Annotated in this window: 22 protein-coding genes and 1 riboswitch; of the genes, 13 read left to right on the top strand and 9 right to left on the bottom strand. The window is 70.4% G+C overall.

The window, feature by feature from the left end; genetic code table 11:
- The first annotated feature begins 1 nt into the window (after position 1).
- The 9 genes from QUY26_RS12535 to QUY26_RS12495 all read left to right on the top strand — a co-directional run bounded on the left by QUY26_RS12535 (position 2) and on the right by QUY26_RS12495 (position 9,679).
- Complete coding sequence (locus QUY26_RS12535) at positions 2-724, top strand: alpha/beta hydrolase family protein (RefSeq protein WP_289946031.1); 723 nt, start codon at positions 2-4, stop codon at positions 722-724.
- Between the two features lie 221 nt (positions 725-945).
- Complete coding sequence (locus tag QUY26_RS12530; RefSeq protein WP_289946030.1) at positions 946-1,620, top strand: sigma-70 family RNA polymerase sigma factor; 675 nt, start codon at positions 946-948, stop codon at positions 1,618-1,620.
- Positions 1,617-1,925 (top strand): mycothiol system anti-sigma-R factor, encoded by a 309-nt coding sequence (rsrA, locus tag QUY26_RS12525; protein WP_190114428.1) that lies wholly within the window; start codon positions 1,617-1,619, stop codon positions 1,923-1,925. Before QUY26_RS12530 ends, rsrA begins: the two co-directional genes overlap by 4 nt.
- A 175-nt stretch (positions 1,926-2,100) precedes the next feature.
- Positions 2,101-3,540 (top strand): HD-GYP domain-containing protein, encoded by a 1,440-nt coding sequence (locus tag QUY26_RS12520; RefSeq protein WP_289946024.1) that lies wholly within the window; start codon positions 2,101-2,103, stop codon positions 3,538-3,540.
- Positions 3,537-4,901 (top strand): HD-GYP domain-containing protein, encoded by a 1,365-nt coding sequence (locus tag QUY26_RS12515; RefSeq protein ID WP_436840309.1) that lies wholly within the window; start codon positions 3,537-3,539, stop codon positions 4,899-4,901. Before QUY26_RS12520 ends, QUY26_RS12515 begins: the two co-directional genes overlap by 4 nt.
- Positions 4,902-5,065: 164 nt before the next feature.
- Positions 5,066-6,046, top strand: coding sequence for a tetratricopeptide repeat protein (locus tag QUY26_RS12510; RefSeq protein WP_289955670.1), 981 nt, complete (start codon positions 5,066-5,068; stop codon positions 6,044-6,046).
- 63 nt (positions 6,047-6,109) lie between these two features.
- Positions 6,110-6,760 carry a peptide deformylase gene (gene def, locus QUY26_RS12505; protein ID WP_289946021.1) on the top strand — a complete coding sequence of 217 codons (651 nt, stop codon included), beginning with the start codon at positions 6,110-6,112 and terminating at the stop codon, positions 6,758-6,760.
- A gap of 448 nt (positions 6,761-7,208) precedes the next feature.
- On the top strand, positions 7,209-8,303 hold the full coding sequence (locus tag QUY26_RS12500) for a terpene synthase family protein (protein ID WP_289946019.1): 1,095 nt from the start codon (positions 7,209-7,211) through the stop codon (positions 8,301-8,303).
- The gene (locus QUY26_RS12495) at positions 8,300-9,679 is read left to right on the top strand and encodes a bifunctional albaflavenone monooxygenase/terpene synthase (RefSeq protein ID WP_289946017.1); all 1,380 of its coding nucleotides are present in this window, start codon (positions 8,300-8,302) and stop codon (positions 9,677-9,679) included. Before QUY26_RS12500 ends, QUY26_RS12495 begins: the two co-directional genes overlap by 4 nt.
- Positions 9,680-9,710: 31 nt before the next feature.
- On the opposite strand, the gene QUY26_RS12490 is transcribed toward QUY26_RS12495, so the two are convergent.
- The gene (locus tag QUY26_RS12490) at positions 9,711-10,682 is read right to left on the bottom strand and encodes a helix-turn-helix domain-containing protein (protein WP_289946015.1); all 972 of its coding nucleotides are present in this window, start codon (positions 10,680-10,682) and stop codon (positions 9,711-9,713) included.
- Positions 10,683-10,775: 93 nt separating this feature from the next.
- On the opposite strand from QUY26_RS12490, the gene QUY26_RS12485 reads away from it, so the two are divergent.
- A complete protein-coding gene (locus QUY26_RS12485) occupies positions 10,776-11,078 on the top strand; it encodes a hypothetical protein (protein ID WP_289946013.1) in 303 nt (100 codons plus the stop codon).
- On the opposite strand, the gene QUY26_RS12480 is transcribed toward QUY26_RS12485, so the two are convergent.
- The 8 genes from QUY26_RS12480 to QUY26_RS12445 all read right to left on the bottom strand — a co-directional run bounded on the left by QUY26_RS12480 (position 10,991) and on the right by QUY26_RS12445 (position 21,020).
- Positions 10,991-12,031, bottom strand: a complete 1,041-nt coding sequence (locus QUY26_RS12480) for a ribonucleotide-diphosphate reductase subunit beta (RefSeq protein WP_289946012.1) — start codon at positions 12,029-12,031, stop codon at positions 10,991-10,993. The genes QUY26_RS12485 and QUY26_RS12480 overlap by 88 nt on opposite strands.
- Positions 12,031-14,445: a ribonucleoside-diphosphate reductase subunit alpha gene (locus tag QUY26_RS12475; RefSeq protein ID WP_289946010.1), complete on the bottom strand. Its 2,415-nt coding sequence runs from the start codon at positions 14,443-14,445 to the stop codon at positions 12,031-12,033. The genes QUY26_RS12480 and QUY26_RS12475 overlap by 1 nt, the downstream gene beginning before the upstream one ends.
- A gap of 129 nt (positions 14,446-14,574) precedes the next feature.
- Positions 14,575-14,716, bottom strand: a riboswitch (cobalamin riboswitch).
- A gap of 190 nt (positions 14,717-14,906) precedes the next feature.
- Entirely contained in the window at positions 14,907-15,557 is a 651-nt protein-coding gene (locus QUY26_RS12470; RefSeq protein ID WP_289946008.1) for a hypothetical protein, read from the bottom strand.
- 107 nt (positions 15,558-15,664) lie between these two features.
- Positions 15,665-17,287: a monocarboxylate uptake permease MctP gene (gene mctP / locus QUY26_RS12465; RefSeq protein ID WP_289946007.1), complete on the bottom strand. Its 1,623-nt coding sequence runs from the start codon at positions 17,285-17,287 to the stop codon at positions 15,665-15,667.
- A complete protein-coding gene (locus QUY26_RS12460) occupies positions 17,284-17,574 on the bottom strand; it encodes a DUF3311 domain-containing protein (RefSeq protein ID WP_289946004.1) in 291 nt (96 codons plus the stop codon). Before QUY26_RS12460 ends, mctP begins: the two co-directional genes overlap by 4 nt.
- Positions 17,575-17,708: 134 nt before the next feature.
- Positions 17,709-17,909, bottom strand: coding sequence for a YbdD/YjiX family protein (locus QUY26_RS12455; RefSeq protein WP_289946002.1), 201 nt, complete (start codon positions 17,907-17,909; stop codon positions 17,709-17,711).
- Positions 17,906-20,050 carry a carbon starvation CstA family protein gene (locus QUY26_RS12450; RefSeq protein WP_289946001.1) on the bottom strand — a complete coding sequence of 715 codons (2,145 nt, stop codon included), beginning with the start codon at positions 20,048-20,050 and terminating at the stop codon, positions 17,906-17,908. Before QUY26_RS12450 ends, QUY26_RS12455 begins: the two co-directional genes overlap by 4 nt.
- A 130-nt stretch (positions 20,051-20,180) precedes the next feature.
- Positions 20,181-21,020 (bottom strand): GntR family transcriptional regulator, encoded by an 840-nt coding sequence (locus QUY26_RS12445; RefSeq protein WP_289945999.1) that lies wholly within the window; start codon positions 21,018-21,020, stop codon positions 20,181-20,183.
- Between the two features lie 384 nt (positions 21,021-21,404).
- On the opposite strand from QUY26_RS12445, the gene QUY26_RS12440 reads away from it, so the two are divergent.
- From QUY26_RS12440 to QUY26_RS12430, 3 genes are all read left to right on the top strand, one after another.
- On the top strand, positions 21,405-22,679 hold the full coding sequence (locus tag QUY26_RS12440) for an extracellular solute-binding protein (protein ID WP_289945998.1): 1,275 nt from the start codon (positions 21,405-21,407) through the stop codon (positions 22,677-22,679).
- A gap of 219 nt (positions 22,680-22,898) precedes the next feature.
- The gene (locus QUY26_RS12435; RefSeq protein WP_289945997.1) at positions 22,899-23,888 is read left to right on the top strand and encodes a carbohydrate ABC transporter permease; all 990 of its coding nucleotides are present in this window, start codon (positions 22,899-22,901) and stop codon (positions 23,886-23,888) included.
- A complete protein-coding gene (locus tag QUY26_RS12430) occupies positions 23,885-24,715 on the top strand; it encodes a carbohydrate ABC transporter permease (protein WP_289945996.1) in 831 nt (276 codons plus the stop codon). The genes QUY26_RS12435 and QUY26_RS12430 overlap by 4 nt, the downstream gene beginning before the upstream one ends.

Raw genomic sequence — 24,715 nt, 5'->3', positions numbered from 1 at the left:
CGTGACCAAGAGCAAGTCGGCCGACACGGCCAGGAGCGGGTCCGGCGCGGCCCGCAGCGAGACCGTCGAGACCGGTGCCGGTACGGCCCGGATCACCTGGCACCCGGCGAGGAAGGCCCGGCTCGTCCTCGCCGTCAGCCACGGCGCGGGCGGCGGCATCGAGGCGCGCGACCTCCAGGCCATCGCCGCCGAGCTGCCCGCGCACGGCGTGACCGTCGCCCTGGTGGAGCAGCCGTGGCGCGTCGCGGGCAAGAAGGTGGCGCCCGCCCCCAAGACCCTCGACGTCGGCTGGCGCGGCCTGTGGCCCGCGCTCACGAAGCCCGGCCTCCCCGTGATCGCGGGCGGCCGCAGCGCCGGGGCCCGGGTCGCCTGCCGCACCGCGGGCGAACTGGGCGCGGCGGCCGTGCTGGCGCTCAGCTTCCCGCTGCACCCTTCCCCAAGCTCTCGGCTTCGCTCGAGCAGGGGAGGCCCCAACGGCAAGCCGGAGAAGTCCCGCGCGGACGAGCTCCTGGGCGCCGGAGTGCCGACCCTCGTCGTCCAGGGCGGCAACGACCCCTTCGGCAAACCGGCGGAGTTCCCCGCCGACGGCGCCTACGAACTCGTCGAGATCCCCTTCGGCGACCACTCCTTCGCCGTGCCCAAAAGGGCCGACATCGGACAGGACGAGGCCGTGAAACGCATCACGGACGCCGTCGTCCGGTGGGCGGGAATGTTGGGTGCGTGACGGCTGTTGTCGCCAGCAGACCCCGACAGCCGTTCGTACGAGAGGGAGCCCACCGCATGGGACCGACCATCTGCCCGAACCGCTCCACCACGTCTGACCTGGAGTGGACGGTGCTGAGCGCGCCCAAGGCCGCTCCTATTCGGGCGGCGCGCGCAGGGGGTCGTCGTCTATCCTCCGATTCGAGTGGGGCCGCTTTCGGACCCGCCACGTCGTTGGAGGAGGTGGGTCCGGTCACTGGGACCGACGCAGGGACCGAGAACGGCCACGCCGAGCAGTCGGGGCAGCCCGAGGAGACGGCCGCGGAGCGCACGGCCCGCTTCGAGCGGGACGCGCTGACGTTCCTCGACCAGATGTACTCCGCGGCGCTGCGCATGACGCGCAACCCGGCGGACGCGGAGGACCTGGTGCAGGAGACCTACGCGAAGGCGTACGCGTCGTTCCACCAGTTCCGCGAGGGCACCAACCTCAAGGCGTGGCTGTACCGCATCCTCACGAACACGTTCATCAACTCGTACCGCAAGAAGCAGCGCGAGCCCCAGCGCAGCGCCGCCGAGGAGATCGAGGACTGGCAGCTCGCGCGCGCCGAGTCGCACATGTCCACCGGTCTGCGCTCGGCCGAGTCGCAGGCGCTCGACCACCTGCCGGACTCCGACGTGAAGAACGCGCTGCAGGCGATTCCGGAGGAATTCCGCATCGCCGTCTATCTCGCGGACGTAGAGGGCTTTGCGTACAAGGAGATCGCCGACATCATGGGTACACCCATCGGTACGGTGATGTCCCGTCTTCACCGCGGCCGCCGCCAACTCCGCGGCATGCTGGAGGACTACGCGCGTGACCGCGGCCTGGTCCCGGCCGGTGCCGGGGAGTCGAACGAAGCGAAAGGCTCGGGCTCATGAGCTGCGGAGAGCCGCACGAGACTGACTGCAGTGAGGTCCTGGACCATCTCTATGAGTTCCTGGACCACGAGATGCCGGACAGTGACTGCACCAAGTTCGAGACGCACTTCGAGGAGTGCTCTCCGTGCCTGGAGAAGTACGGCCTCGAGCAGGCGGTCAAGAAGCTGGTGAAGCGCTGCTGCGGCCAGGACGACGTGCCCGCCGACCTGCGGGCCAAGGTGATGGGCCGGATCGACCTGATCCGCTCGGGCCAGGCGGTGCCCGACCAGGACCTGACGGCGACGCCGGTGGACGGCACGGCCTGATCCGGCCCCCCGGGCCCTGATCCGGGCGGCGGATTTCGGCCGTCGATCGTTCGTTTCTCTTCTTTCTCACGCGCTTTCTCACTCGAAGGTGCTAATTCGCGGCTGCGAGCCGTGGCATGCCCGAACCCCGTTCTAGTCTCCGGATCTCCGGACCTGGATCGGGGAGGAGGCGGCCATGCGCTCGGTTCCGGCAGGCGCCCGCGGATACGTGCTGTGCGTCGCCCTCGGCGCCGCCGCCTGCGTCGCGCCCGCGCTCGGCCCCGGCACCCGGTGGACCGTCCTCACGCTGCTCGCCGCCCTGTACGCCGGGGGCGAGCGCGCCGTGCGGCACGAGGTCGCCGCCCGCACGTTCTTCCCCGTCCTGCTCGCCGGGGTCTTCCTGCTGCCGCCCGCGGCCGCCGCCCTCGTCGCCGTACCGGGCGCCCTGTGCGCCCGCGTCGAGCGGCAGCCGCGCGGGCTGCGCCGGGCCTGGCGGGCGGCGCAGCTCGCCCTGGCGGCCTGGGCCGCGGGACAGGCGTACGCCGTGCTCGGCGGGCCCGGGGCGGCTTCGGCGCCCGACTTCCCGTACGTCCTGCTGCCCGCCGCGGCCGCCGTGCTCGCCTTCACCGCGGTCCTCGCCGCGCTCGACGGCGGGATCCTCGTGACCGCCGAGGGGGTGCCCGCGCGGACCGCCTGGCGCGGACTGCTGCCCCGCTCGCTCGCGCCCGTCGCCGTGCACGGCCTCGCCGGGCTGATGATGGCCGTCCTGTGGCAGAGCCCCTACGGCCCGCCCGCCGCCCTCCTCGTGCTGCTTCCGATGGGTGTCTCGTGCTGGGCGTTCGCCCAGTACCACCGCGAACGCGCCGCCCACCAGGCCACCATCCGCGCACTCGTGCAGGCCGTCGACCTCAAGGACCGCTACACCCGCGGCCACAGCGAGCGCGTCGGCCGCGCCGCCGTCCTGATCGCCCGTGAACTGGGCATGGCCGACGAGCGCGTGGAGGTCCTCCGGTTCGCCGGGATCCTGCACGACGTCGGCAAACTCGGCGTCCCCACCCGGCTGTTGCGCAAGGAGGGGCCGCTGACACCCGAGGAGCGCCGGGTGATCGAGCTGCACCCCGAGTACGGTCACGAGATGGTCCGGGGCATCGGCTTCCTCGGCGACGCGCGGGCGGCGATCCTGCACCACCACGAGCGCATCGACGGCAGCGGCTACCCCTACGGCCTGACCGGCGCCCAGATCCCCGAGTCCGCCCGCGTCGTCGCCGTCGCCGACGCCTTCGACGCCATGACCTCATCCCGCTCCTACCGCCGCGCCCGCCCCGTCCCGGCCGCCGTCGCCGAACTGGAACGCTGCGCCGGAGCACAGTTCGACGCGGCGATGGTGGGGGCGCTGGCGCGGGCCCTGGAACGGCACGGGTGGGACTCGGAGGTCACGGCCGGGGGCGGTGTCCGGACGGCCCCGGGGCCGGTGGCGCCCGACCCCGGGCTCCGGTCGGACGACGTTCCGGCCGCCGCGTTCCCGCCGGACGACGTCCCGGCCGCCGCCGCGTTCCCGCCGGACGACCCCGCGCCCGACTCCGAGGCCGGTGTCGCCCCGCGCCTCCCCGAAGCGTTCCGCCCCCTCCGCCGGTGACCCCGGGCGAGGGGCCGCGGCTGCCCGCCGTCGTCCCGGGGGCGGTCCGCGGCGCCGCCGGGCTCCTCGCCGCCGGTGCGCTGGGGGCGACGCTCTGGGGCGGCGCCGAGGAGCCGCGGGTCGCGCTGGCCTTCGGGGTGCTCATAGCCGTCGGGGAGCTGGCGCGGTGGGGGAGCGGTGCGGAGCGGGAGCCCGCGCCGCTCGGGTCCGCGGGGGCGCTCGCGTACGCCCTGCTCGGAGAGTGCGGCGGGCGGCCGACGCACCACGGGGTCCTCCAGGTCGTCGCCGTCGTCGTCGCGGCGGGCCTGGTCGCGGCCGTGCCGCAGGTGGCGCTCGGCCGTGGCCCGTCCCTCGACCGCATCGCCCGCCGGGTGCTCGCCGTGGCCTTCGCCGCACTGTGCTTCCAACCTCTTTACAACTCCGGGCAGTTGGCGGTCCACGTCGGGCACGGCCCCGGCTACGCCGCCGTCATCGTGACGCTCCTCGCGCTCACCGCGCTGTGCGACGCCGTGCTCGCCGCCGCCCTGAAGCACGCCCGGTCGGGGTGGCCCTTCGGGCCGCTGCTGCGCGACGAGCTGCGGGGCCTGGCGGGGATCGGGTCCGCCGTGTGCGCGACGGGGGCCGTGATGGCGCTCGCGGTCGCCGTGGCCGGGCTGTGGGCCCTGCCCGTACTCAGCCTGCCGCTGCTCCTCACCCAGCTGGCCTTCCGCAGGTACGCGGCCGTACGCGCCACCTACCGGCAGACCATCGCCTCCCTCGCCCGTGCCACCGAGATCGCCGGATACACCCCGCCCGGCCACGCCCGCCGCGTCGCCGACCTCAGCCGCGCCACCGGCCGCGAGCTCGGCCTCTGCGGCGCCGACCTGGGTGTCCTCGAGCACGCCGCCCTGATGCACGACATCGGCCAGCTCTCCCTCGTCGACCCCGTCCCTGCGGGCGCCACCGCAGCCCTGCCCGAGGCCGAGCAGCGCCGGATCGCGCTGCTCGGCGGCGCCGTCGTACGCCAGACAGGTGTCGCCGCCGACGTCGCCGTGGTCGTGGAGCGCCAGGCCGATCCGTACCGTGACCAGCCGCTCACGGCGCGCATCGTGCGCGTCGCGAACGCATACGACGAGATGGCTCGGGAACACGGGCCACAGGGACCGCTCAGCGCCCTGGAGCGGCTGCGCCTCGCCACCGGCAGGGACTACCAGTCGGAGGTCGTGGAGGCCCTGGCACGGGTGCTCGCCCGGGGCCGGGGCAGGCCGGGGGACAGGCGGCAGGCACCCGGGCCGCCGGAGCCGCCCCCGGAGGGCTCGGACGGGCCCTTGGTCCAGGGTTTCGACGGGCTCCGCCAGGGGCCCGCGGGGGAGCGCGGGTGACGGCGCGGTGGTGTGTGCCACGGGCCGTCTGACCCCGCGCCCAGCTGGGTAACCCATGGGTAATGAGCGGCCGTCCGACGGTCCGTGGTTGGATGCGAAGGAAGCGCGCGAGCGCGACAGCACGGCAGCGGGTAGACCCCGACAAGAGCTGGCAGGCGGGAATCGTGAGGATCTTCGGCAAGGGACGGCACCGGCCCTCCGCCTCCTGGCGGCAGGCCACCGACCGGGCGTTCACGCTCATCGGCGACGGTCGCTACGAGGACGCGGGCGCGCTCCTGACACGCGCCGCCGATCTCGAACCCTGGCTGTCCGAGTCCTGGTTCAACCTCGCGCTCCTGCACAAGTTCCGGCACGACTGGGAGCAGGCGCGGGCCGCGGGCCTGCGGGCCGTGGCGCTGCTCGACCGCTCCGCGGGAGCCCCCGACTGGTGGAACGTGGGCATCGCGGCGACCGCGCTCCAGGACTGGCCGCTCGCGCGCCGCGCCTGGCAGGCGTACGGCCTGAAGGTGCCCGGCGGTGTCGCCGCCACGGGTGAACCCGTGGGCATGGAGCTCGGCAGCGCGGCCGTGCGGCTCTCGCCGGAGGGCGAGGCGGAGGTCGTGTGGGGCCGCCGGCTGGACCCGGCGCGGATAGAGGTGCTCTCCATCCCGCTGCCGTCCTCCGGGCGCCGCTGGGGCGAGGTCGTCCTGCACGACGGGGTGCCGCACGGCGAGCGGACCACGGCCGCCGGGCACGCGTACCCCGTCTTCGACGAGATCGAGCTCTGGGCGCCCTCCCCGGTGCCCACGTGGGTGGTCCTCCTGGAGGCCGCCACCGAGGAGGACAGGGACGCCCTGGAGCGGCTCGCCGCCGACGCCGGGTTCGCCGCCGAGGACTGGTCGTCGTCCGTGCGGCTGCTGTGCCGGATGTGCTCGGAGTCGCGGATGCCGAGCGACGAGGGGGACGGGGAGCACCTGGACCCCCACGACCACAGCGAGCCCGGGCACCCGGGGCCGCTCGGGCACCGCAGCCCGGGGGCGCTGTGGGTGCCGGAGCGCGAGTGCGGCCTCGCCGCGCCGGCCGGGCTCGTGCGGGGGCTGCTCGACGGGTGGGTGGCCGACAGCCCGGACTCCAGGGACTGGCGGGACCTGGAAGAGGTCTGCTAGGCCGCGCGTACCCTGTACGGGCACCACAGGCAGCGGTTCCCAGGAAGAAGGCATACGGCGGACATGGCGCAGGACACTGAGCAGACTTACGCGGACGGAGTGCTGCCGGTCGACGACGAGGGCTTCGTCATCGACACGCAGGACACCGAGGAGCGCGAGACGGCCTACCGCGAGCGCGGCACATCCCGGCCGATCACGGTCGTCGGCAACCCCGTCCTGCACAAGGAGTGCAAGGACGTCTCCGCCTTCGACGACGAGCTCGCGAAGCTGGTCGACGACATGTTCGCCAGCCAGCGCACCGCGCAGGGCGTGGGCCTGGCCGCCAACCAGATCGGCGTGGACCTGAAGGTCTTCGTCTACGACTGCATGGACGACGACGGCGTCCGGCACGTGGGCGTGGTGTGCAACCCCGTGCTCCAGGAGCTGCCCGCCGACCAGCGCAGCCTGGACGACTCGGGCGAGGGCTGCCTGTCCGTGCCGACGGCCTACGCGCCGCTCGCCCGCCCGGACTACGCCGTCGTGACCGGTCAGGACGAGCGGGGCAACCCCATCAAGGTGCGCGGCAACGGCTACTTCGCGCGCTGCCTGCAGCACGAGACGGACCACCTGTACGGGTATCTCTACATCGACCGGCTCTCCAAGCGGGAGCGCAAGGACGCGCTGCGGCAGATGGAGGAAGGCACTCCGCGCTACCCCGTGGTGCCGAATGACTGAACTGCGCACCGGTTGAGGCGCGTGGGAAGCACGTGACAGCAGCGGCCCCTGGTCGGGAACACCCCACTGACCAGGGGCCGCTGCTGTACCCGCGCAGAACAGGACAGGACTAGCCCACGATCGGACGCCGGTGATCCATATTCAGTCACGTAAGGGGATGTTCTCGGCACACCGGGGTAGTGAATGGCGCAAATCTGTTCCCTGAACGGTCAGTTGTGGTGCTGAATGGAAAGCGCGGGGATACGCAACGGCGCGCGCCCGGCACGGCGGGAGGGGCGTGTGTCCTCAGGCGGTCGAGAGGGGTTAGTTCGTGCCTGCTTCCTCACACAGCACTTCACGGTCGGACCGGACAGCACGGGAACCGACAAGGCTTCCGGCATATGCGGCGGAACGCGTCCCGCGGCAACGCCGCAAGCCGACCGGACCGGTGCGTCCGGGCGTTCGAACGGTGGCGGTATCGGTACCGCCCCCGCTGGCCCTTCCGGTGGTGGAGTCGGAGTTTCCCCGACATCTGCATCCGTATTGGCCAAAGCTTCAGGAGAACTCGCGGGCATGGCTCCTGGAAAAGCGTCTCATGCCCCCCGACATGGTTGCGGCATATGCCGACAGCCTTTGCTACACCGACCTGGTCGCTGGGTACTACATCGGCGCCCCGGACGAACTGCTCGACGCCATCGCGGACTTGAGCTCCTGGTTCTTCGGCTGGGACGACCGGCACGACCGGGACGCGGTGCACGGCAGGACGGCGCAGTGGCGGCGGCTGTGCCGGGGGCTGCACGCGACCCTGGAGCACCCGCGAGAGCAACTGAACCATCCGGATCCACTGGTCGCGGGCTTCGCGGACTGCGTCCTGAGGCTCTACTCGCACCTCGGGCCACGCTGGAACGCGCGGTTCGCCCGGCACTTCCACCCGGTGATCGACGCGTACGACCACGAGTTCGGCAACCGCCGTACCGGGACCGTCCCGACCGTCGAGGCGTACGTGGAACTGCGCCGCCTCACCTTCGCGCACTGGGTGTGGATCGATCTGCTCGAGCCCACCGCGCGCTGCGAATTGCCGGATTCCGTCCGCAGGCATCCGGCATATCGCGCGGCGGCGCTCGCGACCCAGGATTTCTCCGCCTGGTACAACGACCTCTGCTCGCTCCCCAAGGAATTGGCGGGCGACGAGGTGCACAACCTCGGAATATCCCTCATGCAGCACGAGGGACTCTCGCTGGAGGAGACGGTGGCGGAAGTGCACCGGCGCGTGAGCGACTGCGTCGGTGACTTTCTGGCAGTGGAGCCGGAACTCCTTCTGCTGGCCGACGAAATGGCGGCCGACGGTGCGTACGGAAAGCGTATCGGCGCCGCGCTCCAATCCTGTGTCTTCAACATGCGGAACTGGTTCAGTTCCGTGTACTGGTTCCACCACGAATCCGGCAGGTATCGCGTCGACAGTTGGGACGACCGGGCTCTTCCCCCGTATGTGTCCGACGCCGGAGTTCCCGAATTCCCGAGCACCGACCTGGCAGAAACCGATCCCTCTGGTGGTGAAGAATGACCGTCGAATCCACGGCATCCGCGATACCCGCGACCACGGCCACCGCACAGCTGCGCATCCCACCGGTGGTACAGGGCGGAGCACCGGTTCTCGGCCACGCCTGGAACTTGGTGCGCGACCCGCTCGGCTTCCTCGCCGCCCTGCGTGACCATGGGGATCTCGTCCGGATCAGGCTGGGGCCGAAGACCGCGTACGCGGTGAACGACCCCGAACTGGTCGGGCGGATGCTCAAGAGCCCCGAGTACATCGTCGGCGGGCCCCTCTGGGACACCCTCGAAGTCCTGCTCGGCAAGGGCGTGGCCACCAGCAACGGCCAGCTGCACCGCCGCCAGCGCCGCATGATGCAGCCCGCGTTCAGAGCCGAGCGCATCGCCGACTACGCTCGCGTGATGGCCGAGGAGGCCCAGGCGACGGCCGCCCGCTGGGACCACGGCGGCACGGTGGACGTGAGCGCGGAGATGTTCCGCACCGCCGTGCGCATCGTGTCCCGCTCGCTCCTTGAGGTCGACTCGATCGGCGAGAAGGCGGACCGCATCAGCGAGTCGCTGCACACCGTCTTCGAAGGGCTCTACCGCCGCATGGTGCTCTCCGTCGGCCCGCTCTACCGCGTGCCGACCCCCGCGAACCGGCGCTTCGAGCGCGCGCTCGCGGACCTGCACGCGCTCGTCGACGAGATCATCGCCGAACGCCGCGCCCTCGGCACCGGCCAGGAACAGGACCTCCTGGCCGAATTGCTGCGGGCCCGCGACGAAACGGGAGAGCCGCTCGCCGATCAGGAGATCCACGACCACGTGGTCTCCCTTGTCGTCGCGGGCGCGGAGAATGTCGCGTCCACGCTGGCGTGGACGTTCCATCTGCTCACCGAACACCCCGATCAGGAAAGGCGGTTGGTTGAAGAAGTAAATTCCGTGGCGTCGGGTCGCCCGGTGGCGTTCGCCGATCTCAAGGAGCTGTCGCACACCCGCAATGTCGTCACGGAGGCGATGCGGATACGTCCGGCCGCGTGGATTTTCACGCGCCGCTCGGTGGCCGAGACCGACCTCGGCGGCTATCGCATTCCGGCCGACGCGGACATCGTCTACAGCGTGTACGCGATGCAACGCGATCCGCGTTCGTTCGAGCGGCATCTGGAGTTCGACCCGGACCGCTGGAATCCGGAACGCGCCGCGAGCGTGCCGGAGTTCGCGATGATGCCGTTCAGCGTCGGCAACCGTAAGTGCCCCGGCGATCACTTCAGTCTGGCGGAGCTGACGCTCATTCTGGCCACCGTCCTGCGGAAGTGGCGCCTCAGCCCGGTCGACACGACGAACGCGGCCACCAAGGTCGGCATCACGCTGCACCCGAAGAAGCTGGTTCTGCGCGCCGAACGGCGCTGACCCCGGGCCCGCGGCCGGCTCGCCCCCGCCCTCAGGCGGCCGAGTCGGCCCCGGGCCCGCGGAACGTACGGCGGTAGGCGTTGGGCGTCGTGCCGAGCGCGCGCACGAACTGATGGCGCAGCGCGGCCGCGTTCCCGAAGCCGGCGCGGCCCGCGATCGCGTCCACCGTCTCGTCCGTCGCCTCCAGCAACTCCTGCGCGCGAAGCAGGCGTTGGCGCAGCAGCCAGCGGTAGGGCGTGGTGCCCGTCTCCTGCTGGAAGCGGCGCGCGAACGTGCGCGGCGACATGTGGGCGCGGGCGGCGAGCTGGTCGACGGTCAGTTCCCGGTCGAGGTGGCGCTCCATCCAGGCGAGCACCTCGCCGACGGTGTCGCAGCGGGTGCGGGGCAGCGGCCGCTCGATGTACTGGGCCTGGCCGCCGTCGCGGTGCGGCGGGACGATCATCCGGCGCGCGATGGCGTTGGCGACCTCCATGCCGTTCTCCTTGCGGACCAGGTGCAGGCAGGCGTCGATGCCCGCGGCGGTGCCCGCGGAGGTGATGACGGGGTCCGCGTCGACGTAGAGGACGTCCGGTTCGACGATCGCGCGCGGATGGCGCCGCTTGAGCTCCTCGGCGTGCCGCCAGTGCACGGCGCAGTGCCGCCCGTCGAGCAGTCCGGCGGCGGCGAGCACGAAGACGCCCGTGCAGACGCTGAGCACCCGGGTGCCCCGGTCGGCGGCGCGCCGCAGCGCTTCCAGCAGCTCGGGCGGGAACGCCCTGGTCACGTAGGAGTCGCCGGCGGGGATGGTGATGAGGTCGGCCTCTTCGAGGCGGTCGAGGCCGTGCGAGGCGGTGATCGAGTACCCGGCGTGGGTGGAGAGCACGGGGCCCTCGGCGGAGGCGACCGCGAAGTCGTACACCGGCAGCCCCTCGTCGCTGCGGTCGAGGCCGAACACCTCGCACACGACGCCGAGTTCGAAGGGATGCACGCCGTCGAGCACGACGGCGGCCACGTTGTTCAGCATCCTGCCAGTGTGCCGCAGGGCTGGCAGGAAATCGAGGTCGTACGGCAGTCCTGCCACTGACGGCGAAGGACGGCCGGCGCGAGAGTGGACGTCATGAACGCACACGACGCACTCAACACGCTGGCCGTCCTCGGAGTCTTCCTGCTGATGGCGCTGCCCTCGCTGGTCGGCCACGCCCACGACCGGCGGATCGACCGCCAGCTGCGCGAGGCCGAGCGGGGACAGCAGCCCCCGGCCCAGAGCCCGACCCGGAGCCCGGCACAGGGACCGGTCCGGCGCCGGGCCAAGGACCCGGCGCCGCGCCCGGCTCAGAACTCGTCGTCGAAGGAGACCGAACCCTCCACGGCGACCTGGTACGCCGACGGGCGCCGCTCGAAGAAGTTGGTCAGCTCCTGAACGCCCTGCAGCTCCATGAACGAGAACGGGTTCTCGGAGCCGTAGACCGGCGCGAAGCCGAGGCGCTGGAGGCGCTGGTCGGCGACGCACTGCAGGTACTCGCGCATCGACTCGGTGTTCATGCCGGGCAGGCCGTCACCGCACAGGTCGCGCGCGAACTGCAGCTCGGCGTCGACCGCCTCCTTCAGCATATCCGTGACCTGCTGCTGCAGCTGGTCGTCGAACAGCTCCGGCTCCTCCTTGCGGACGGTGTCGACGACGTCGAAGGCGAAGCTCATGTGCATCGTCTCGTCGCGGAACACCCAGTTGGTGCCGGTCGCGAGGCCGTGCAGCAGACCGCGGCTGCGCAGCCAGTAGACGTAGGCGAAGGCACCGTAGAAGAACAGGCCCTCGATGCACGCCGCGAAGCAGATCAGGTTGAGCAGGAACCGGCGCCGGTCGGCCTGGGACTCCAGGCGCTCCAGCTTCTCCACCGAGTCCATCCACTTGAAGCAGAACTCGGCCTTCTCCCGGATGGACGGGATGTTCTCCACGGCCGCGAAGGCGGCGGCGCGGTCGTCCGGGTCGGGGAGATAGGTGTCGAGCAGCGTCAGATAGAACTGGACGTGCACGGCCTCCTCGAACAGCTGCCGGCTCAGGTAGAGCCGCGCCTCCGGGGAGTTGATGTGCTTGTACAGGGTGAGCACGAGGTTGTTCGCCACGATCGAGTCGCCGGTCGCGAAGAACGCGACCAGACGGCCGATCAGGTGCTGCTCCTCGGGCGTGAGCTTGGCCAGGTCGGCCACGTCCGAGTGGAGGTCGACCTCCTCGACGGTCCAGGTGTTCTTGATCGCGTCGCGGTAGCGCTCGTAGAAGTCCGGGTAGCGCATCGGGCGCAGGGTCAGCTCGAAGCCCGGGTCGAGCAGGTTCTTCTCACCAGACGTCGTGGTGGTGTGCAGGTCGGACTGGGACATTACTGGCAGGCCTCGCAGGACTCGGGGTTTTCCAGGGAGCAGGCGATCGCCTCGGGGTCGCTCACCTGCTGGGGGACGGGGGCAGCGGCGGCGGCCTGGCCGGACGCCGCGCGGGCGATGCGCGTCGCCGGGCGCGAGCGCAGGTAGTACGTGGTCTTCAGGCCGCGCTGCCAGGCGTAGGCGTACATCGAGGAGAGCTTGCCGATGGTGGGCGTCTCCAGGAACAGGTTCAGGGACTGCGCCTGGTCCAGGAACGGCGTGCGGTCGGCGGCCATGTCGATGAGGCCGCGCTGCGGGATCTCCCAGGCCGTGCGGTACAGGTCGCGGACGTCCTGGGGGACCCAGGTGAAGCCCTGCACCGAGCCGTTGGACTCGCGCAGCGCCTCGCGGGTCTGCGCGTCCCACACGCCGAGCCGCTTCAGCTCCTGCACCAGGTAGGAGTTGACCTGGAGGAACTCGCCGGACAGGGTCTCGCGCTTGAAGAGGTTGGAGACCTGCGGCTCGATGCACTCGTACACGCCCGCGATGGACGCGATGGTCGCGGTCGGCGCGATGGCGAGCAGCAGCGAGTTGCGCATGCCCGTCCTGCCGATGCGTTCCCGCAGCGCCGCCCAGCGCTCGGGCCAGGTCAGCTCGACGTCGTAGTGGTCGGGGTGCAGGACGCCGCGCGCGGTGCGGGTCTTCTCCCAGGCGGGCAGCGGGCCGTTCCGTTCGGCGAGGTCGGCCGACGCCTCGTACGACGCGAGCATGATGCGCTCGGCGATCCGGGTGGACAGGGCGCGCGCCTCGGGCGAGTCGAACGGCAGCTTCAGCTGGAAGAAGACGTCCTGCAGACCCATCGCGCCGAGGCCCACGGGCCGCCACTTGGCGTTGGAGCGCCCGGCCTGCTCGGTCGGGTAGAAGTTGATGTCCACGACGCGGTCGAGGAAGGTGACGGCCGTGCGCACGGTGGCGTCGAGCCGCTCCCAGTCGATGTCACCGCTCGCCGTGTCGACGAACGCGCCCAGGTTCACCGAACCCAGGTTGCACACGGCCGTCTCGCCGTCGTCCGTGACCTCCAGGATCTCCGTGCAGAGGTTGGAGGAGTGGACGGTGTGGCCGGGCTCGGCCGTCTGGTTGGCGGTGCGGTTGGCGGTGTCCTTGAAGGTCATCCAGCCGTTGCCGGTCTGCGCGAGGGTGCGCATCATGCGGCCGTACAGCTCACGGGCGGGGATGGTCTTCTGCGCGAGACCGGCCGCCTCCGCCTTCTTGTACGCGGCGTCGAACTCCTCGCCCCACAGGTCGACGAGCTCGGGCACGTCGGCCGGGGAGAACAGCGACCACGCCTGGTCGGCGGCGACGCGGCGCATGAACTCGTCGGGGATCCAGTGCGCCAGGTTCAGGTTGTGGGTGCGCCGGGCGTCCTCGCCGGTGTTGTCCCGCAGCTCCAGGAACTCCTCGATGTCGGAGTGCCAGGTCTCCAGGTAGACCGCGGCGGCGCCCTTGCGGCGGCCGCCCTGGTTCACGGCGGCGACGGAGGCGTCGAGGGTCTTCAGGAACGGCACGATGCCGTTGGAGTGCCCGTTGGTGCCGCGGATCAGGGAGCCGCGCGAGCGGATGCGGGAGTAGGAGAGCCCGATGCCGCCGGCGTGCTTGGAGAGCCGCGCGACCTGGTGGTAGCGGTCGTAGATGGAGTCCAGCTCGTCGAGCGGCGAGTCGAGGAGGTAGCAGGACGACATCTGCGGGTGCCGGGTGCCGGAGTTGAAGAGCGTCGGCGAGGACGGCAGGTAGTCCAGACGGCTCATCAGGCGGTAGAGCGCGGCGACCTCGTCGAGGGCCCGCTCGGAGGTGTCCTCGGCGAGACCGGCGGCCACGCGCAGCATGAAGTGCTGCGGGGTCTCGACGACCTTGCGGGTGATCGGGTGCCGGAGCAGATAGCGGCTGTGCAGGGTGCGCAGGCCGAAATAGCCGAAGCGGCGGTCGGCGCCGTCGGCGAGCGCGGCGTCCACGAGGCCGTCGAGGCGCTCCGCGTGCAGCGTGGCGAACTCGGCGGTGCGGTCCGCGATCAGGCCCTCACGGTGGCCGACGGCGACAGACTGGGAGAACGACGTGACGCCCTGCGAGGCGGCTTCCTCGCGGATACCGATGGTCAGGAGCCGGGCCGCGAGCTGCGAGTACGCGGGGTCCTCGGAGATGAGCCCGGCGGCCGCCTCGGTCGCGAGCTCCCGCAGCTCCACCTCGTCGGCCTTGGCCGAACGGCCGCGCAGCGCGGCGGCGGCGACCCGGCCGGGGTCGGCGTCGGGGAGGTCGGCGGTGAGGTCGGTCAGGACGCGCAGCAGGGCGGTCCCCGGTCCGTCGGTGGTCTGCGCGGCCTGCTGGGCCTCGGCCTGCTCGGCGGCCTGCGCTGACGCGGGTTCGGCGGGCGCGATGGTCACGTGGTGCTCTCCCTCGCTCGGCTCTGGGCCTTTGGAGAGCGGCACGGCGCGGCTGCGCCCGCGCAGGGGCGACTCCGCGTCCACCAACCCATTCCTCGAGGCCCGGACGTCTCGGCACCCGGACCGGACGGTCCAGGTGCGCTGTCGGCAGGTCGTCGGACTCACCGGCGCATGTTGCGGGCGCGAGCGCACAAATGCGTACCAGTACACCGTTGCGGGACAGTTCCGGACTTGCACCGGATTCCCCTGCGGCGACAGCGAGGACGAGCATACATCTTGTGCTGGCTTTCGGTGCCACCCCTAGATGTTGTGTCGGAGGGTAGTGACGCTGTCGCGGGACGGGGCGCCCTGAACCTCAACTCGGGGGCGGGGCGTGGCATTCCGGGGCGGCGTCCGGAGGCCGCCCAGGGCTCGCTCAGCGGTCGCTGCGGCCCCGCCCGGCCGTCGGCTGCGGGCGTCGTTCAGCCGCCCGCGCCCGGCGGGTCCTGGGGCGCGCCGTCGCCGTCGCGGGGGATGTCGCCGCGCTCCACCGGCGCGGCGGGGGAGGTCTTCTCCGGCAGTACGGCGTCCAGCTCGGCTGCGTCCGCGTGGTGGGCCTTCTCGGCGGCGGCGCGCAGGGTGTCGCGGTCCACGAGGCCGGGGTCGGCGGAGAGCTGGACGCGCAGGCCGTGCTCGGAGCGGACGTACGCGTGCCAGGAGCCGGACGCGTCGGTGCTGTCGGACGAGCCGGGGCCCGGCGTGCGGTACCAGCCCTTGCCGTCCTTCTCGCAGCGCTTCGCGGGCGGGTAGAGGCCTCGGCAGGACTTGTCGTCGACGGTGCCCCGCTCCACGTCGACCTTGATCTGCCCGCCGCCCTCCTTCGCCACGTACACCGCCTGGAACCCGTCGTCCCCCAGGACACCCACCGACTGCTTCGCCAGCGTGAACCCGTCGGCCTCGGTCACGTACACGTGCTCCGTGCGGGTCTGGGCGGCCTGGGCGCGGGCCTCCAGCTCGGCGCGGGACGGCGTCGAACCCGCGCCGGAGCCCGCGTCCTCGGAGCCGCAGCCGGTGAGGGCGAGGGGCGCGAGCAGCAGCAGGGCGGCGGGGAGCAGGAGGCGAGGACGCGGCATGGGCCCATTCTTTCGTACGCCGGTTCGGGCCCGGAGGCGGCACGGCGAAGGCCGCCGCGTCCCGTGCGGAACGCGGCGGCCTCCAGGGTGGGCGGGAGCCCGGGACGTCAGTGCCCGGCACCCACCTTCGGCAGTTCGACCGCCACGCCCTTGTCGCCGGCGTCCGCGGTGTAGTCCTCCGGGGACGTCTCGTCGACGCCGTCGGGGGCCTTGAGGGCCTTCAGGACGAAGGTGAGGACGACGGTCACGACGACGTTCAGGACGAAGGCCGTCAGGCCGATGTAGCCGATCTCACCGATGCCCGGGATCTCCTTGGACGACCCGCCGAAGTGCTTCTGCGTCGGCGAGGCGACGCCGTACGCGGCGACCGTGCCGTAGACCATGCCGACCGCCCACCCGGCGAGCAGCGCCCACCGGTGGAACCAGCGCGTGAACAGGCCGCCGACGAGCGCGGGCATGGTCTGCAGGATCCAGATGCCGCCGAGCAGCTGGAAGTTGATGGCGACGGTCTTGTCCATGGTGAGGACGAAGGCGAGCGCGCCCACCTTCACCAGGAGCGAGACCAGCTTGGAGACCTTCGTCTCCTGCTCGGGCGTCGCGTCGGGCTTCAGGAAGTCCTTGTAGATGTTGCGGGTGAAGAGGTTCGCGGCCGCGATGGACATGATGGCCGCCGGGACGAGCGCGCCGATGCCGATGGCCGCGAAGGCGACGCCCGTGAACCAGTCGGGGAACATGTCCTCGAACAGCTGGGGGATCGCCAACTGCCCGTTCTCGACCTTCACCCCGGCCGCGATCGCCATGAACCCGAGCAGCGCGAGCAGGCCGAGCATCAGCGAGTACAGCGGCAGGATGGTGGTGTTGCGGCGGATCACGTCGCGGCTGCGCGAGGAGAGCGTCGCCGTGATCGAGTGCGGGTACATGAAGAGGGCGAGCGCGGAGCCGAGGGCCAGGGTCGCGTACGTCCAGGTGCCCGCGTCGCCCGGCACCAGGGAGCCGACGGGTTTGCCGGTGGCCTCGTTCGTCGCGGAGAACTTCTCGTTGGCGGCGCTGAAGATGTCGTCGAAGCCGCCGAGCTTGATCGGGATGTAGATGATGGCCACCACGATCACGATGTAGATCAGGGTGTCCTTCACGAACGCGATCAGCGCGGGCGCCCGCAGACCGGACGAGTAGGTGTACGCGGCGAGCACGCCGAAGGCGATGAGCAGCGGCAGGTCCTTGATGAACCAGTTGGTGTCCTCGCCGCCGCCGACGCCCATCACGTCCAGGACGGCCTGGATGCCGACCAGTTGGAGCGCGATGTAGGGCATCGTCGCGAGGATGCCGGTGACCGCCACGGCCAGTGAGAGCCCCTTGGAGCCGAAGCGGCCTCGGACGAAGTCCGACGTCGTCACGTACCCGTGCTTGTGCGAGACCGACCACAGGCGCGGCAGGAACGTGAAGATCAGCGGATAGACCAGGATCGTGTACGGCACGGCGAAGAAGCCGGCCGCGCCCGCCGCGTAGATGGCCGCCGGGACGGCCACGAAGGTGTACGCGGTGTAGAGGTCGCCGCCGAGCAGGAACCAGGTCACCCAGGTGCCGAACGACCGGCCGCCCAGGCCCCATTCGTCGAGGCTCTGCTCGTTCTCGGCCTTGCGCCAGCGGGACGCCAGGAAGCCCATGACGGTGACCGCGAGGAAGAAGAAGATGAAGACGGCGAGCGCGACGCCGTTGACGCCGTCGTTCACCGGGACGCCCCTTCCTGGTGGGCCGCGTGGGCCTTGCGGGCGCGCTGGTCACGCTGCCAGAGCTGGTACGCGACCATGGTGAGCGCGGTCGATATCAGCACCCACAGCATCTGGTACCAGTAGAAGAACGGGATCCCGATGAAGGCCGGGTCGACCTTCGCGTACGAACTCACCCAGAGCATCGCCACGAAGGGCGCCACCAGGCAGAGGGCGATGACCACGCGGACCGGCGTGACCGTCGGCTGTCTCACTTCAGGCGCAACTGGCACTTCAGGCGCATCTGACATACCGCGGCTCCGTTCCCTCACTTATCCCGTTCTTAATGTGCGGGAAATCTAAGTCAGGGATCTCGCGGCACGGAACCCCCGTCCGTATAACGGACGGGTACCGGAAGTGCCGTCGTGCCTGCTCAACGGCGGACTCAGCAGCAGCGGAAGCCCTGCCGGGGGTCCGACTCCTGCCGGTCCGTCCGCATCCGCTCGAACGCGCGGCGGCTCGGCACGGCCGCGGCCGGGTGGTCCTTGCGGACGTGCGCCACGTACCGCTCGTACGCGGACTCGTCCGTCAACTCCCTTACGTACCAACGGATTCCGCGCAGCGCGCGCAGCAGGGGGCCGCTCATGACGAGCCCGCCTTCTCCCGTTCCGCGGCCGCCGCGATCTCGGTCTTCTCCTCCTTCGTCGCGAAAAGACCGGCGGGCGCGACCGTCCTGGACTCCACGAAGGGCGCCTCGCTGAGCTTCGAGGACAGCGGATCGCGGATGTGGCGGACGCAGACGCGGAGCGCGTCGGCGATCACGATCAGGATGAGCAGCGCGAGCGCGGCCGAAAGGACGCCGTCCACCGTGGAGTTGGTGACGACGGTGTGCATGTCGTCCATCGACTTGGCGGGCGGCAGGACCTTGCCGTCGTCGATGGCGTCCTGGTAGATCGAGCGCTGCTTGAAGAAGCCGACGCGCGGGTCGCTGGAGAACACCTTCTGCCAGCTCGCGGTGAGGGTCACCGTGGCGTCCCAGACCAGCGGGACGCCGGTGATCCAGGCCCACTTGAGGCGGCCGGACTTCACGAGCAGGGTGGTGCAGACGGCGAGGGCGACGGCCGCGAGCAGCTGGTTGGCGATGCCGAAGATCGGGAAGAGCTGGTTGATGCCGCCGAGCGGCTCGTGCACGCCGACCCAGAGGAAGTAGCCCCACAGGCCGGTCACGGCGGCGCTGGTGAGGACGAGGCCGGGCTTCCAGCTGATGTTCCTGAAGGGCTTGTAGACGTTGCCCAGCATGTCCTGGAGCATGAACCGGCCCACGCGCGTGCCGGCGTCGAGCGCCGTGAGGATGAACAGCGCCTCGAACATGATCGCGAAGTGATACCAGAAGGCCTTCAGCGAGCCGCCGGTGACCTTGGAGAAGATCTCCGAGACGCCGATCGCGAGCGTGGGCGCGCCACCGGTGCGCGAGAGCAGCGAACTCTCCTCCACGTTCTTCGCCGCCTGCGCCAAGTCCTCGGGGGAGATGGTGTATCCGAAGCCCGCGACGGCCTTCGACGCCTCCTGCACGGTGTCGCCGACCACGCCCGCCGGCGCGTTCATCGCGAAGTAGAGGCCCGGGTCGATGATCGACGCGGCCACCAGGGCCATGATCGCCACCGCCGACTCCATCAGCATGGAGCCGTAGCCGATCATCCGGACCTGCGTCTCCTTCTGGATCATCTTCGGCGTCGTGCCGGAGGAGATCAGGGAGTGGAAGCCGGAGAGCGCGCCGCACGCGATGGTGATGAACACGAACGGGAAGAGCGAGCCCGCGAAGACGGGACCGTCGCCACGCGAGGCGAAGTCGGTGACCGGGTCCATCTTCAGCGTCGGCAGCGCGATGAGGACGCCGAGCGCGAGCAGCACGATGGTGCCGATCTTCATGAACGTCGACAGGTAGTCGCGCGGCGCGAGCAGCATCCACACCGGCAGGATCGAGGCGATGAAGCCGTACGCCACCAGCCAGATCACCAGCGTCGACGGCGCGAGCGTGAACGCCTCCGCCCACGAGGACTCCGCCACCCAGCGCCCCGCGATCAGCGCGAACAGCAGCAGCGCGACCCCGATGAGCGAGACCTCGCTGACCCGGCCCGGCCGCAGGATCCGCAGGTAGAAGCCCATGAACAGGGCGATCGGGATGGTCATCGCGATGGAGAAGGTGCCCCACGGCGACTCCGCGAGCGCGTTCACGATCACCAGGGCGAGCACGCCGAGCAGGATGATCATGATGGCGAAGGCGGCGAGCAGCGCCGCGGCCCCGCCGAACGGGCCGATCTCGTCCCGCGCCATCTGGCCGAGCGAGCGGCCGTCGCGACGGGTGGAGAAGAACAGGACCACCATGTCCTGCACGGCCCCCGCGAAGATCACCCCCGCGATGATCCAGATCGTGCCCGGCAAATAACCCATCTGGGCGGCGAGCACGGGACCGACCAGCGGCCCGGCGCCCGCGATGGCCGCGAAGTGGTGGCCGAGCAGCACCCGCCGGTCGGTCGGGTGGTAGTCGATGCCGTTGTCGAGGCGCTCCGCGGGGGTGGCCCGGCGTTTGTCGACCTTGAGCACCTTGTACGCGATGAACTTCGCGTAGAAGCGGTAGGCGATGGCGTACGAGCCGAGGGCGGCGGCCACCATCCAGGCGGCGGACACCTCCTCGTCCCGGGAGAGGGCGAGTACGGTCCAGCCGGAGGCGCCGACGAGGGCGACGACTGTCCAGAGGGCGATGCTCTTGGGGCTCGCTGTGCGCACGGGCCGTCCTCCCGTTCACGATCTGCGGTGACGGGAGGACGGTAGGGCAGGAATGTGATCCGCGCTACGGGGCGGACGGGACTGGGGTCGTACGGGCGTGCCGCAGGGGCTGCCGGGCTGCCCGCGCGGGTCAGTCCTGCGGCCGCTTGAGGCGGGCCACGAACTTGTACCGGTCGCCCCGGTACACCGACCGCACCCACTCCACCGGCTGGCCCTGGCCGTCGAGGGAGTGCCGCGACAGCATCAGCATGGGCAGGCCGACGTCGGTGCCGAGCAGGCCGGCCTCGCGCGGGGTGGCGAGGGAGGTCTCGATGGTCTCCTCGGCCTCGGCGAGGTGCACGTCGTAGACCTCGGCGAGCGCGGTGTAGAGCGAGGTGTACTTCACCAGGGAGCGTCTGAGCGCGGGGAAGCGCTTGGCCGACAGGTGCGTGGTCTCGATGGCCATCGGCTCGCCGCTGGCCAGGCGCAGCCGCTCGATGCGCAGGACGCGGCCGCCGGTGGCGATGTCGAGGAGGCCGGCGAGGGTGTCGTCGGCGGTGATGTAGCCGATGTCGAGGAGCTGGGAGGTCGGCTCCAGGCCCTGGGCCCGCATGTCCTCGGTGTACGAGGTGAGTTGGAGCGCCTGCGAGACCTTCGGCTTGGCCACGAACGTGCCCTTGCCCTGGATCCGCTCCAGGCGGCCCTCGACGACCAGCTCCTGCAGGGCCTGGCGCACGGTCGTGCGCGAGGTGTCGAACTCGGCGGCGAGGGTGCGCTCGGGCGGGACCGGGGTGCCGGGCGGCAGGGTCTCGGTCATGTCGAGCAAGTGCCGCTTCAGGCGGTAGTACTTGGGCACCCGCGCCGGACGCACCGACTTGCCGGGGCCCGAGCCGTCCGCCGTCGTGGCGGCGGCCGGGGTCCCGGTCACGGGCGCCTTGCCCGTCACGGACGTGCCCGCCCCGGCCTGGGTACTGCCCGCCTCTGTGCCCATGCTCCGCCTTCCCGGCTCCTGTGCTGCTGTTGTCACCGGCTCCTGTGCTGTGGTCACCGGGTCCTCCGTCTGTCGCGGCTCACATCGTGGCACGGTCCGGGAGCGAGGGCTCCCTCCGCTCGCGCGAAGCTCGCGCTCCGCTCGGGCGAGACCGCGATCCCGGGGTGTTCCGGGGGCGCGACACGGCTCCGTATCCACTCAGGTGTCGGTCCGATAACGGACGTGACTGCCCTTCTTATACACCCTTGACACCTATAAAGGTCTAGGCCAAGCTCCCCGTACTGGTCTACACCATTAAAGACCAGGTCCAGTCCCACGGGCAGTCTTTCGGTCCTCTTGGTCGCTGCGGGTGGGGGGTTGGCTGGCATCCAAAGGAGGATGACTGTGAAGCGCAAGCTCATAGCGGCTATCGGTGTCGCGGGCATGTTGGTCTCGGTCGCGGCGTGTGGCGGCGACGACAAGGACGGCAAGAAGTCCGGGGCGGACGGCTTCAAGGGCGAGACGCTGACGCTCTGGGCCATGGACGGCTCGACGCCGGACCAGTGGCAGAAGGACGTCACGGCCGCCTTCGAGAAGAAGACCGGCGCGAAGCTGAAGTTCGAGGTCCAGCAGTGGAACGGCATTCAGCAGAAGCTGACGACCGCCCTCTCCGAGGAGAACCCGCCGGACGTCTTCGAGATCGGCAACACCCAGACCGCCGCGTACGCCAAGACCGGCGGCCTCGCCGAGCTCGGTGACCTCAAGGAGACCATCGGCGCCGACTGGACCGAGTCGATGAACAAGGCCTCGGTCATCGACGGCAAGCAGTACGCCGCGCCGTGGTTCGTCCTCAACCGCGTCGTCATCTACAACAAGAAGGTCTGGGCCGACGCCGGCATCAAGAAGACCCCCAAGACCCGCGCCGAGTTCCTGAAGAACCTCAAGCAGATCGGCGAGAAGACCGACGCCGAGCCGATCTACCTGCCCGGCCAGAACTGGTACCACTTCGTCGGCCTGACCATCGGTGAGGGCGCCGAGCTGGTCAAGAAGGACGGCGACAAGTACGTCTCCAACCTCGACGACCCCAAGGTCGCCGCGGCCATGAAGACGTACAAGCAGTTCGCGGACCTCTCCAAGGCGCCGAAGAACAAGGACGAGGCCACCCCGCAGCAGGCCGAGGTCTTCGCCAAGGGCAAGACCGGCGCCTTCATCGGCATGAGCTGGGAGGCCGCGACCGCGATCAAGGCCAACAAGAAGATCGAGAAGGACATCGGCTACTTCACGATCCCCGGCGCCACCGCGGACAAGCCCGAGGGTGTCTTCCTCGGCGGCTCCAACCTCGCGGTCGCCGCGACCAGCAAGAAGCAGGAGCTCGCCAAGGAGTTCCTCAAGATCGCGCTGTCGGACAAGTTCGAGGGTCAGTTCGCCAAGGAAGGCGGCACGATCCCGAACAAGAAGTCCCTGGAGTCCAACCTCAAGGGCAACGCGGCCGCCGAGGCCGCCGCTCCCGCCGCCGCCGGCGGCGGCACCACGCCGCTGATCCCGGAGTGGGGCGCGGTCGAGAACCCGCCGAACCCGCTCAAGAACTACATGACCGCGGTGCTCAACGGTAAGTCGCCCGCCGACGCCGCCAAGCAGGTCGAGGGCGAGCTCAACAAGCGCCTGTCGCAGAAGCAGTAAGAACGCAGACCCCGCCGGGGGCGGCGGGTGAACCGACCCCGCTGCCCCCGGCGCACCCATGCGTTCACCGCGCCCCCGACGGCGCGACCAAGCGTTCTTCGCGCCCCCCCCAGCCGCGCGACCTCGCGTTCCCCGCGCTGCTCAAGGCGCCCCCGCGCTGCCCCCAGCGCCCCCTCGCTGCCCCAGCGCTTCGCATTGCCCACGAAAGAGATGGCGAGCATGACCGTGCAGAAGACCGAACGGCCGCCCTCCGGCCCGACGGAGGTGCAGACACTGGACGGCGGGTCACGACCAAAGGGCCCGGTCGGGTCCGCAAGGCGTCTCGCCGGCCTCACGCCCTATCTGCTTCTTGCCCCCGCGATCATCGCCACCCTGCTGCTGCTCGGCTGGCCACTGGTCAACAACGGGATCCTGTCGTTCCAGAACCTCAACATGAGGCAGTTCATCCTGCGCCTCACTGAGTGGAACGGAATCGACAACTACAAGGAGATCCTCACCGGCGAGGACTTCTGGCGGGTCACCGGCCGCTCGGTCGTCTTCACCGCCGTCAACGTCGTGCTGATCATGGTCCTCGGCACCCTGGTCGGACTGCTCCTCGCCCGCCTCGGTCGGAAGATGCGCACGTTCCTCCTGGTCGGCCTCGTGCTCGCCTGGGCGATGCCCGTCGTCGCGGCGAGCACCGTCTACCAGTGGCTGTTCGCGCAGCGCTTCGGCGTCGTCAACTGGGTGCTCGCCAAGATCGGCTTCGAGTCGATGGCCGACCACGACTGGCTGGCCACGCAGTACTCGACCTTCTTCGTGGTCCTGCTGCTCATCGTCTGGATGTCCATCCCCTTCGTGGCGATCAACCTGTACGCCGCCACGACGACCATTCCCGCGGAGCTGTACGAGGCCGCGGCGCTGGACGGCGCGGGGGCCTGGAAGCAGTTCACCCAGGTGACGCTGCCGTATCTGCGGCCCTTCCTCTACGCCACGACGTTCCTGGAGATCATCTGGGTATTCAAGGCGTTCGTGCAGGTCTTCACGATCAACGAGGGCGGCCCCAACCGGCTCACCGAGATCCTGCCTGTCTACGCCTACATCGAGGGCATGGGCAACCAGCACTTCGGCATGGGTGCCGCGATCGCGCTGCTCACCATCCTCATCCTGCTGGCCATCACCTCGTTCTACCTGCGAATCGTGCTCAAGCAAGAGGAGGACGAGCTGTGAAGCGCTCGCTGATGGGCCGGCTGTGGCCCAACCTGGCCGCTGTCGTCATCTTCGTCTTCTGCGTCTTCCCCGTGTACTGGATGTTCGCGACGGCCTTCAAGCCGACCGGCGACATCATCGCCGAGGACCCGGTCTGGTTCCCGACCGACGCCACCCTTGAGCACTTCAGGACGGCGATGGACGCCGACCACTTCTGGACCATGGTCGGCAACTCCCTCACCGTGACGATCCTCGCGGTCGTCTTCTCCCTCATCATCGGCGTGACCGCGGCGTTCGCCCTCGCCCGCATGCGCTTCAAGGGGCGGCGCGGCTTCATCATCGGCTTCATGCTCGCGCAGATGGCGCCGTGGGAAGTCATGGTCATCGCGATCTACATCATCGTGCGCGACGCGGACATGCTGAACAGCCTGATCCCGCTGACCCTCTTCTACATGGTGATGATCCTGCCCTTCACCCTCCTCACGCTCCGCGGCTTCGTCGCCGCGGTGCCCAAGGAACTGGAGGAGTCCGCCATGGTCGACGGCTGCACCCGCATGCAGGCCTTCCGCCGGGTGATCCTGCCGTTGCTCGCGCCGGGCCTGATGTCGACCTCGCTCTTCGGCTTCATCACCGCCTGGAACGAGTTCCCGCTGGTCCTCGTGCTCAACAAGGAAGCCGAGTCCAAGACCCTGCCGGTGTGGGTCTCCAGCTTCCAGACCGCGTTCGGCGACGACTGGGGCGCCACCATGGCCGCGGCCTCGCTGTTCGCCATCCCGATCCTGATCCTCTTCGTCTTCCTGCAGCGCAGGGCCGTGGCCGGTCTGACCGACGGCGCCGTGAAGGGCTAA

The organism is Streptomyces flavofungini, from assembly GCF_030388665.1.
Classification (GTDB): domain Bacteria; phylum Actinomycetota; class Actinomycetes; order Streptomycetales; family Streptomycetaceae; genus Streptomyces; species Streptomyces flavofungini_A.
The sequence above is the reverse complement of the archived record's forward strand: the minus strand, read 5'-3'. Positions and strand labels throughout refer to the sequence as shown.

Coding starts and splice junctions, on each gene's coding strand:
- rsrA (WP_190114428.1), top strand. CDS start 1,617: ATGAGCTGCGGAGAGCCGCACGAGACTGACTGCAGTGAGGTCCTGGAC.
- QUY26_RS12520 (WP_289946024.1), top strand. CDS start 2,101: ATGCGCTCGGTTCCGGCAGGCGCCCGCGGATACGTGCTGTGCGTCGCC.
- def (WP_289946021.1), top strand. CDS start 6,110: ATGGCGCAGGACACTGAGCAGACTTACGCGGACGGAGTGCTGCCGGTC.
- QUY26_RS12495 (WP_289946017.1), top strand. CDS start 8,300: ATGACCGTCGAATCCACGGCATCCGCGATACCCGCGACCACGGCCACC.
- QUY26_RS12490 (WP_289946015.1), bottom strand. CDS start 10,682: ATGCTGAACAACGTGGCCGCCGTCGTGCTCGACGGCGTGCATCCCTTC.
- QUY26_RS12485 (WP_289946013.1), top strand. CDS start 10,776: ATGAACGCACACGACGCACTCAACACGCTGGCCGTCCTCGGAGTCTTC.
- QUY26_RS12480 (WP_289946012.1), bottom strand. CDS start 12,031: ATGTCCCAGTCCGACCTGCACACCACCACGACGTCTGGTGAGAAGAAC.
- QUY26_RS12470 (WP_289946008.1), bottom strand. CDS start 15,557: ATGCCGCGTCCTCGCCTCCTGCTCCCCGCCGCCCTGCTGCTGCTCGCG.
- QUY26_RS12460 (WP_289946004.1), bottom strand. CDS start 17,574: ATGTCAGATGCGCCTGAAGTGCCAGTTGCGCCTGAAGTGAGACAGCCG.
- QUY26_RS12455 (WP_289946002.1), bottom strand. CDS start 17,909: ATGAGCGGCCCCCTGCTGCGCGCGCTGCGCGGAATCCGTTGGTACGTA.
- QUY26_RS12445 (WP_289945999.1), bottom strand. CDS start 21,020: ATGGGCACAGAGGCGGGCAGTACCCAGGCCGGGGCGGGCACGTCCGTG.
- QUY26_RS12435 (WP_289945997.1), top strand. CDS start 22,899: ATGACCGTGCAGAAGACCGAACGGCCGCCCTCCGGCCCGACGGAGGTG.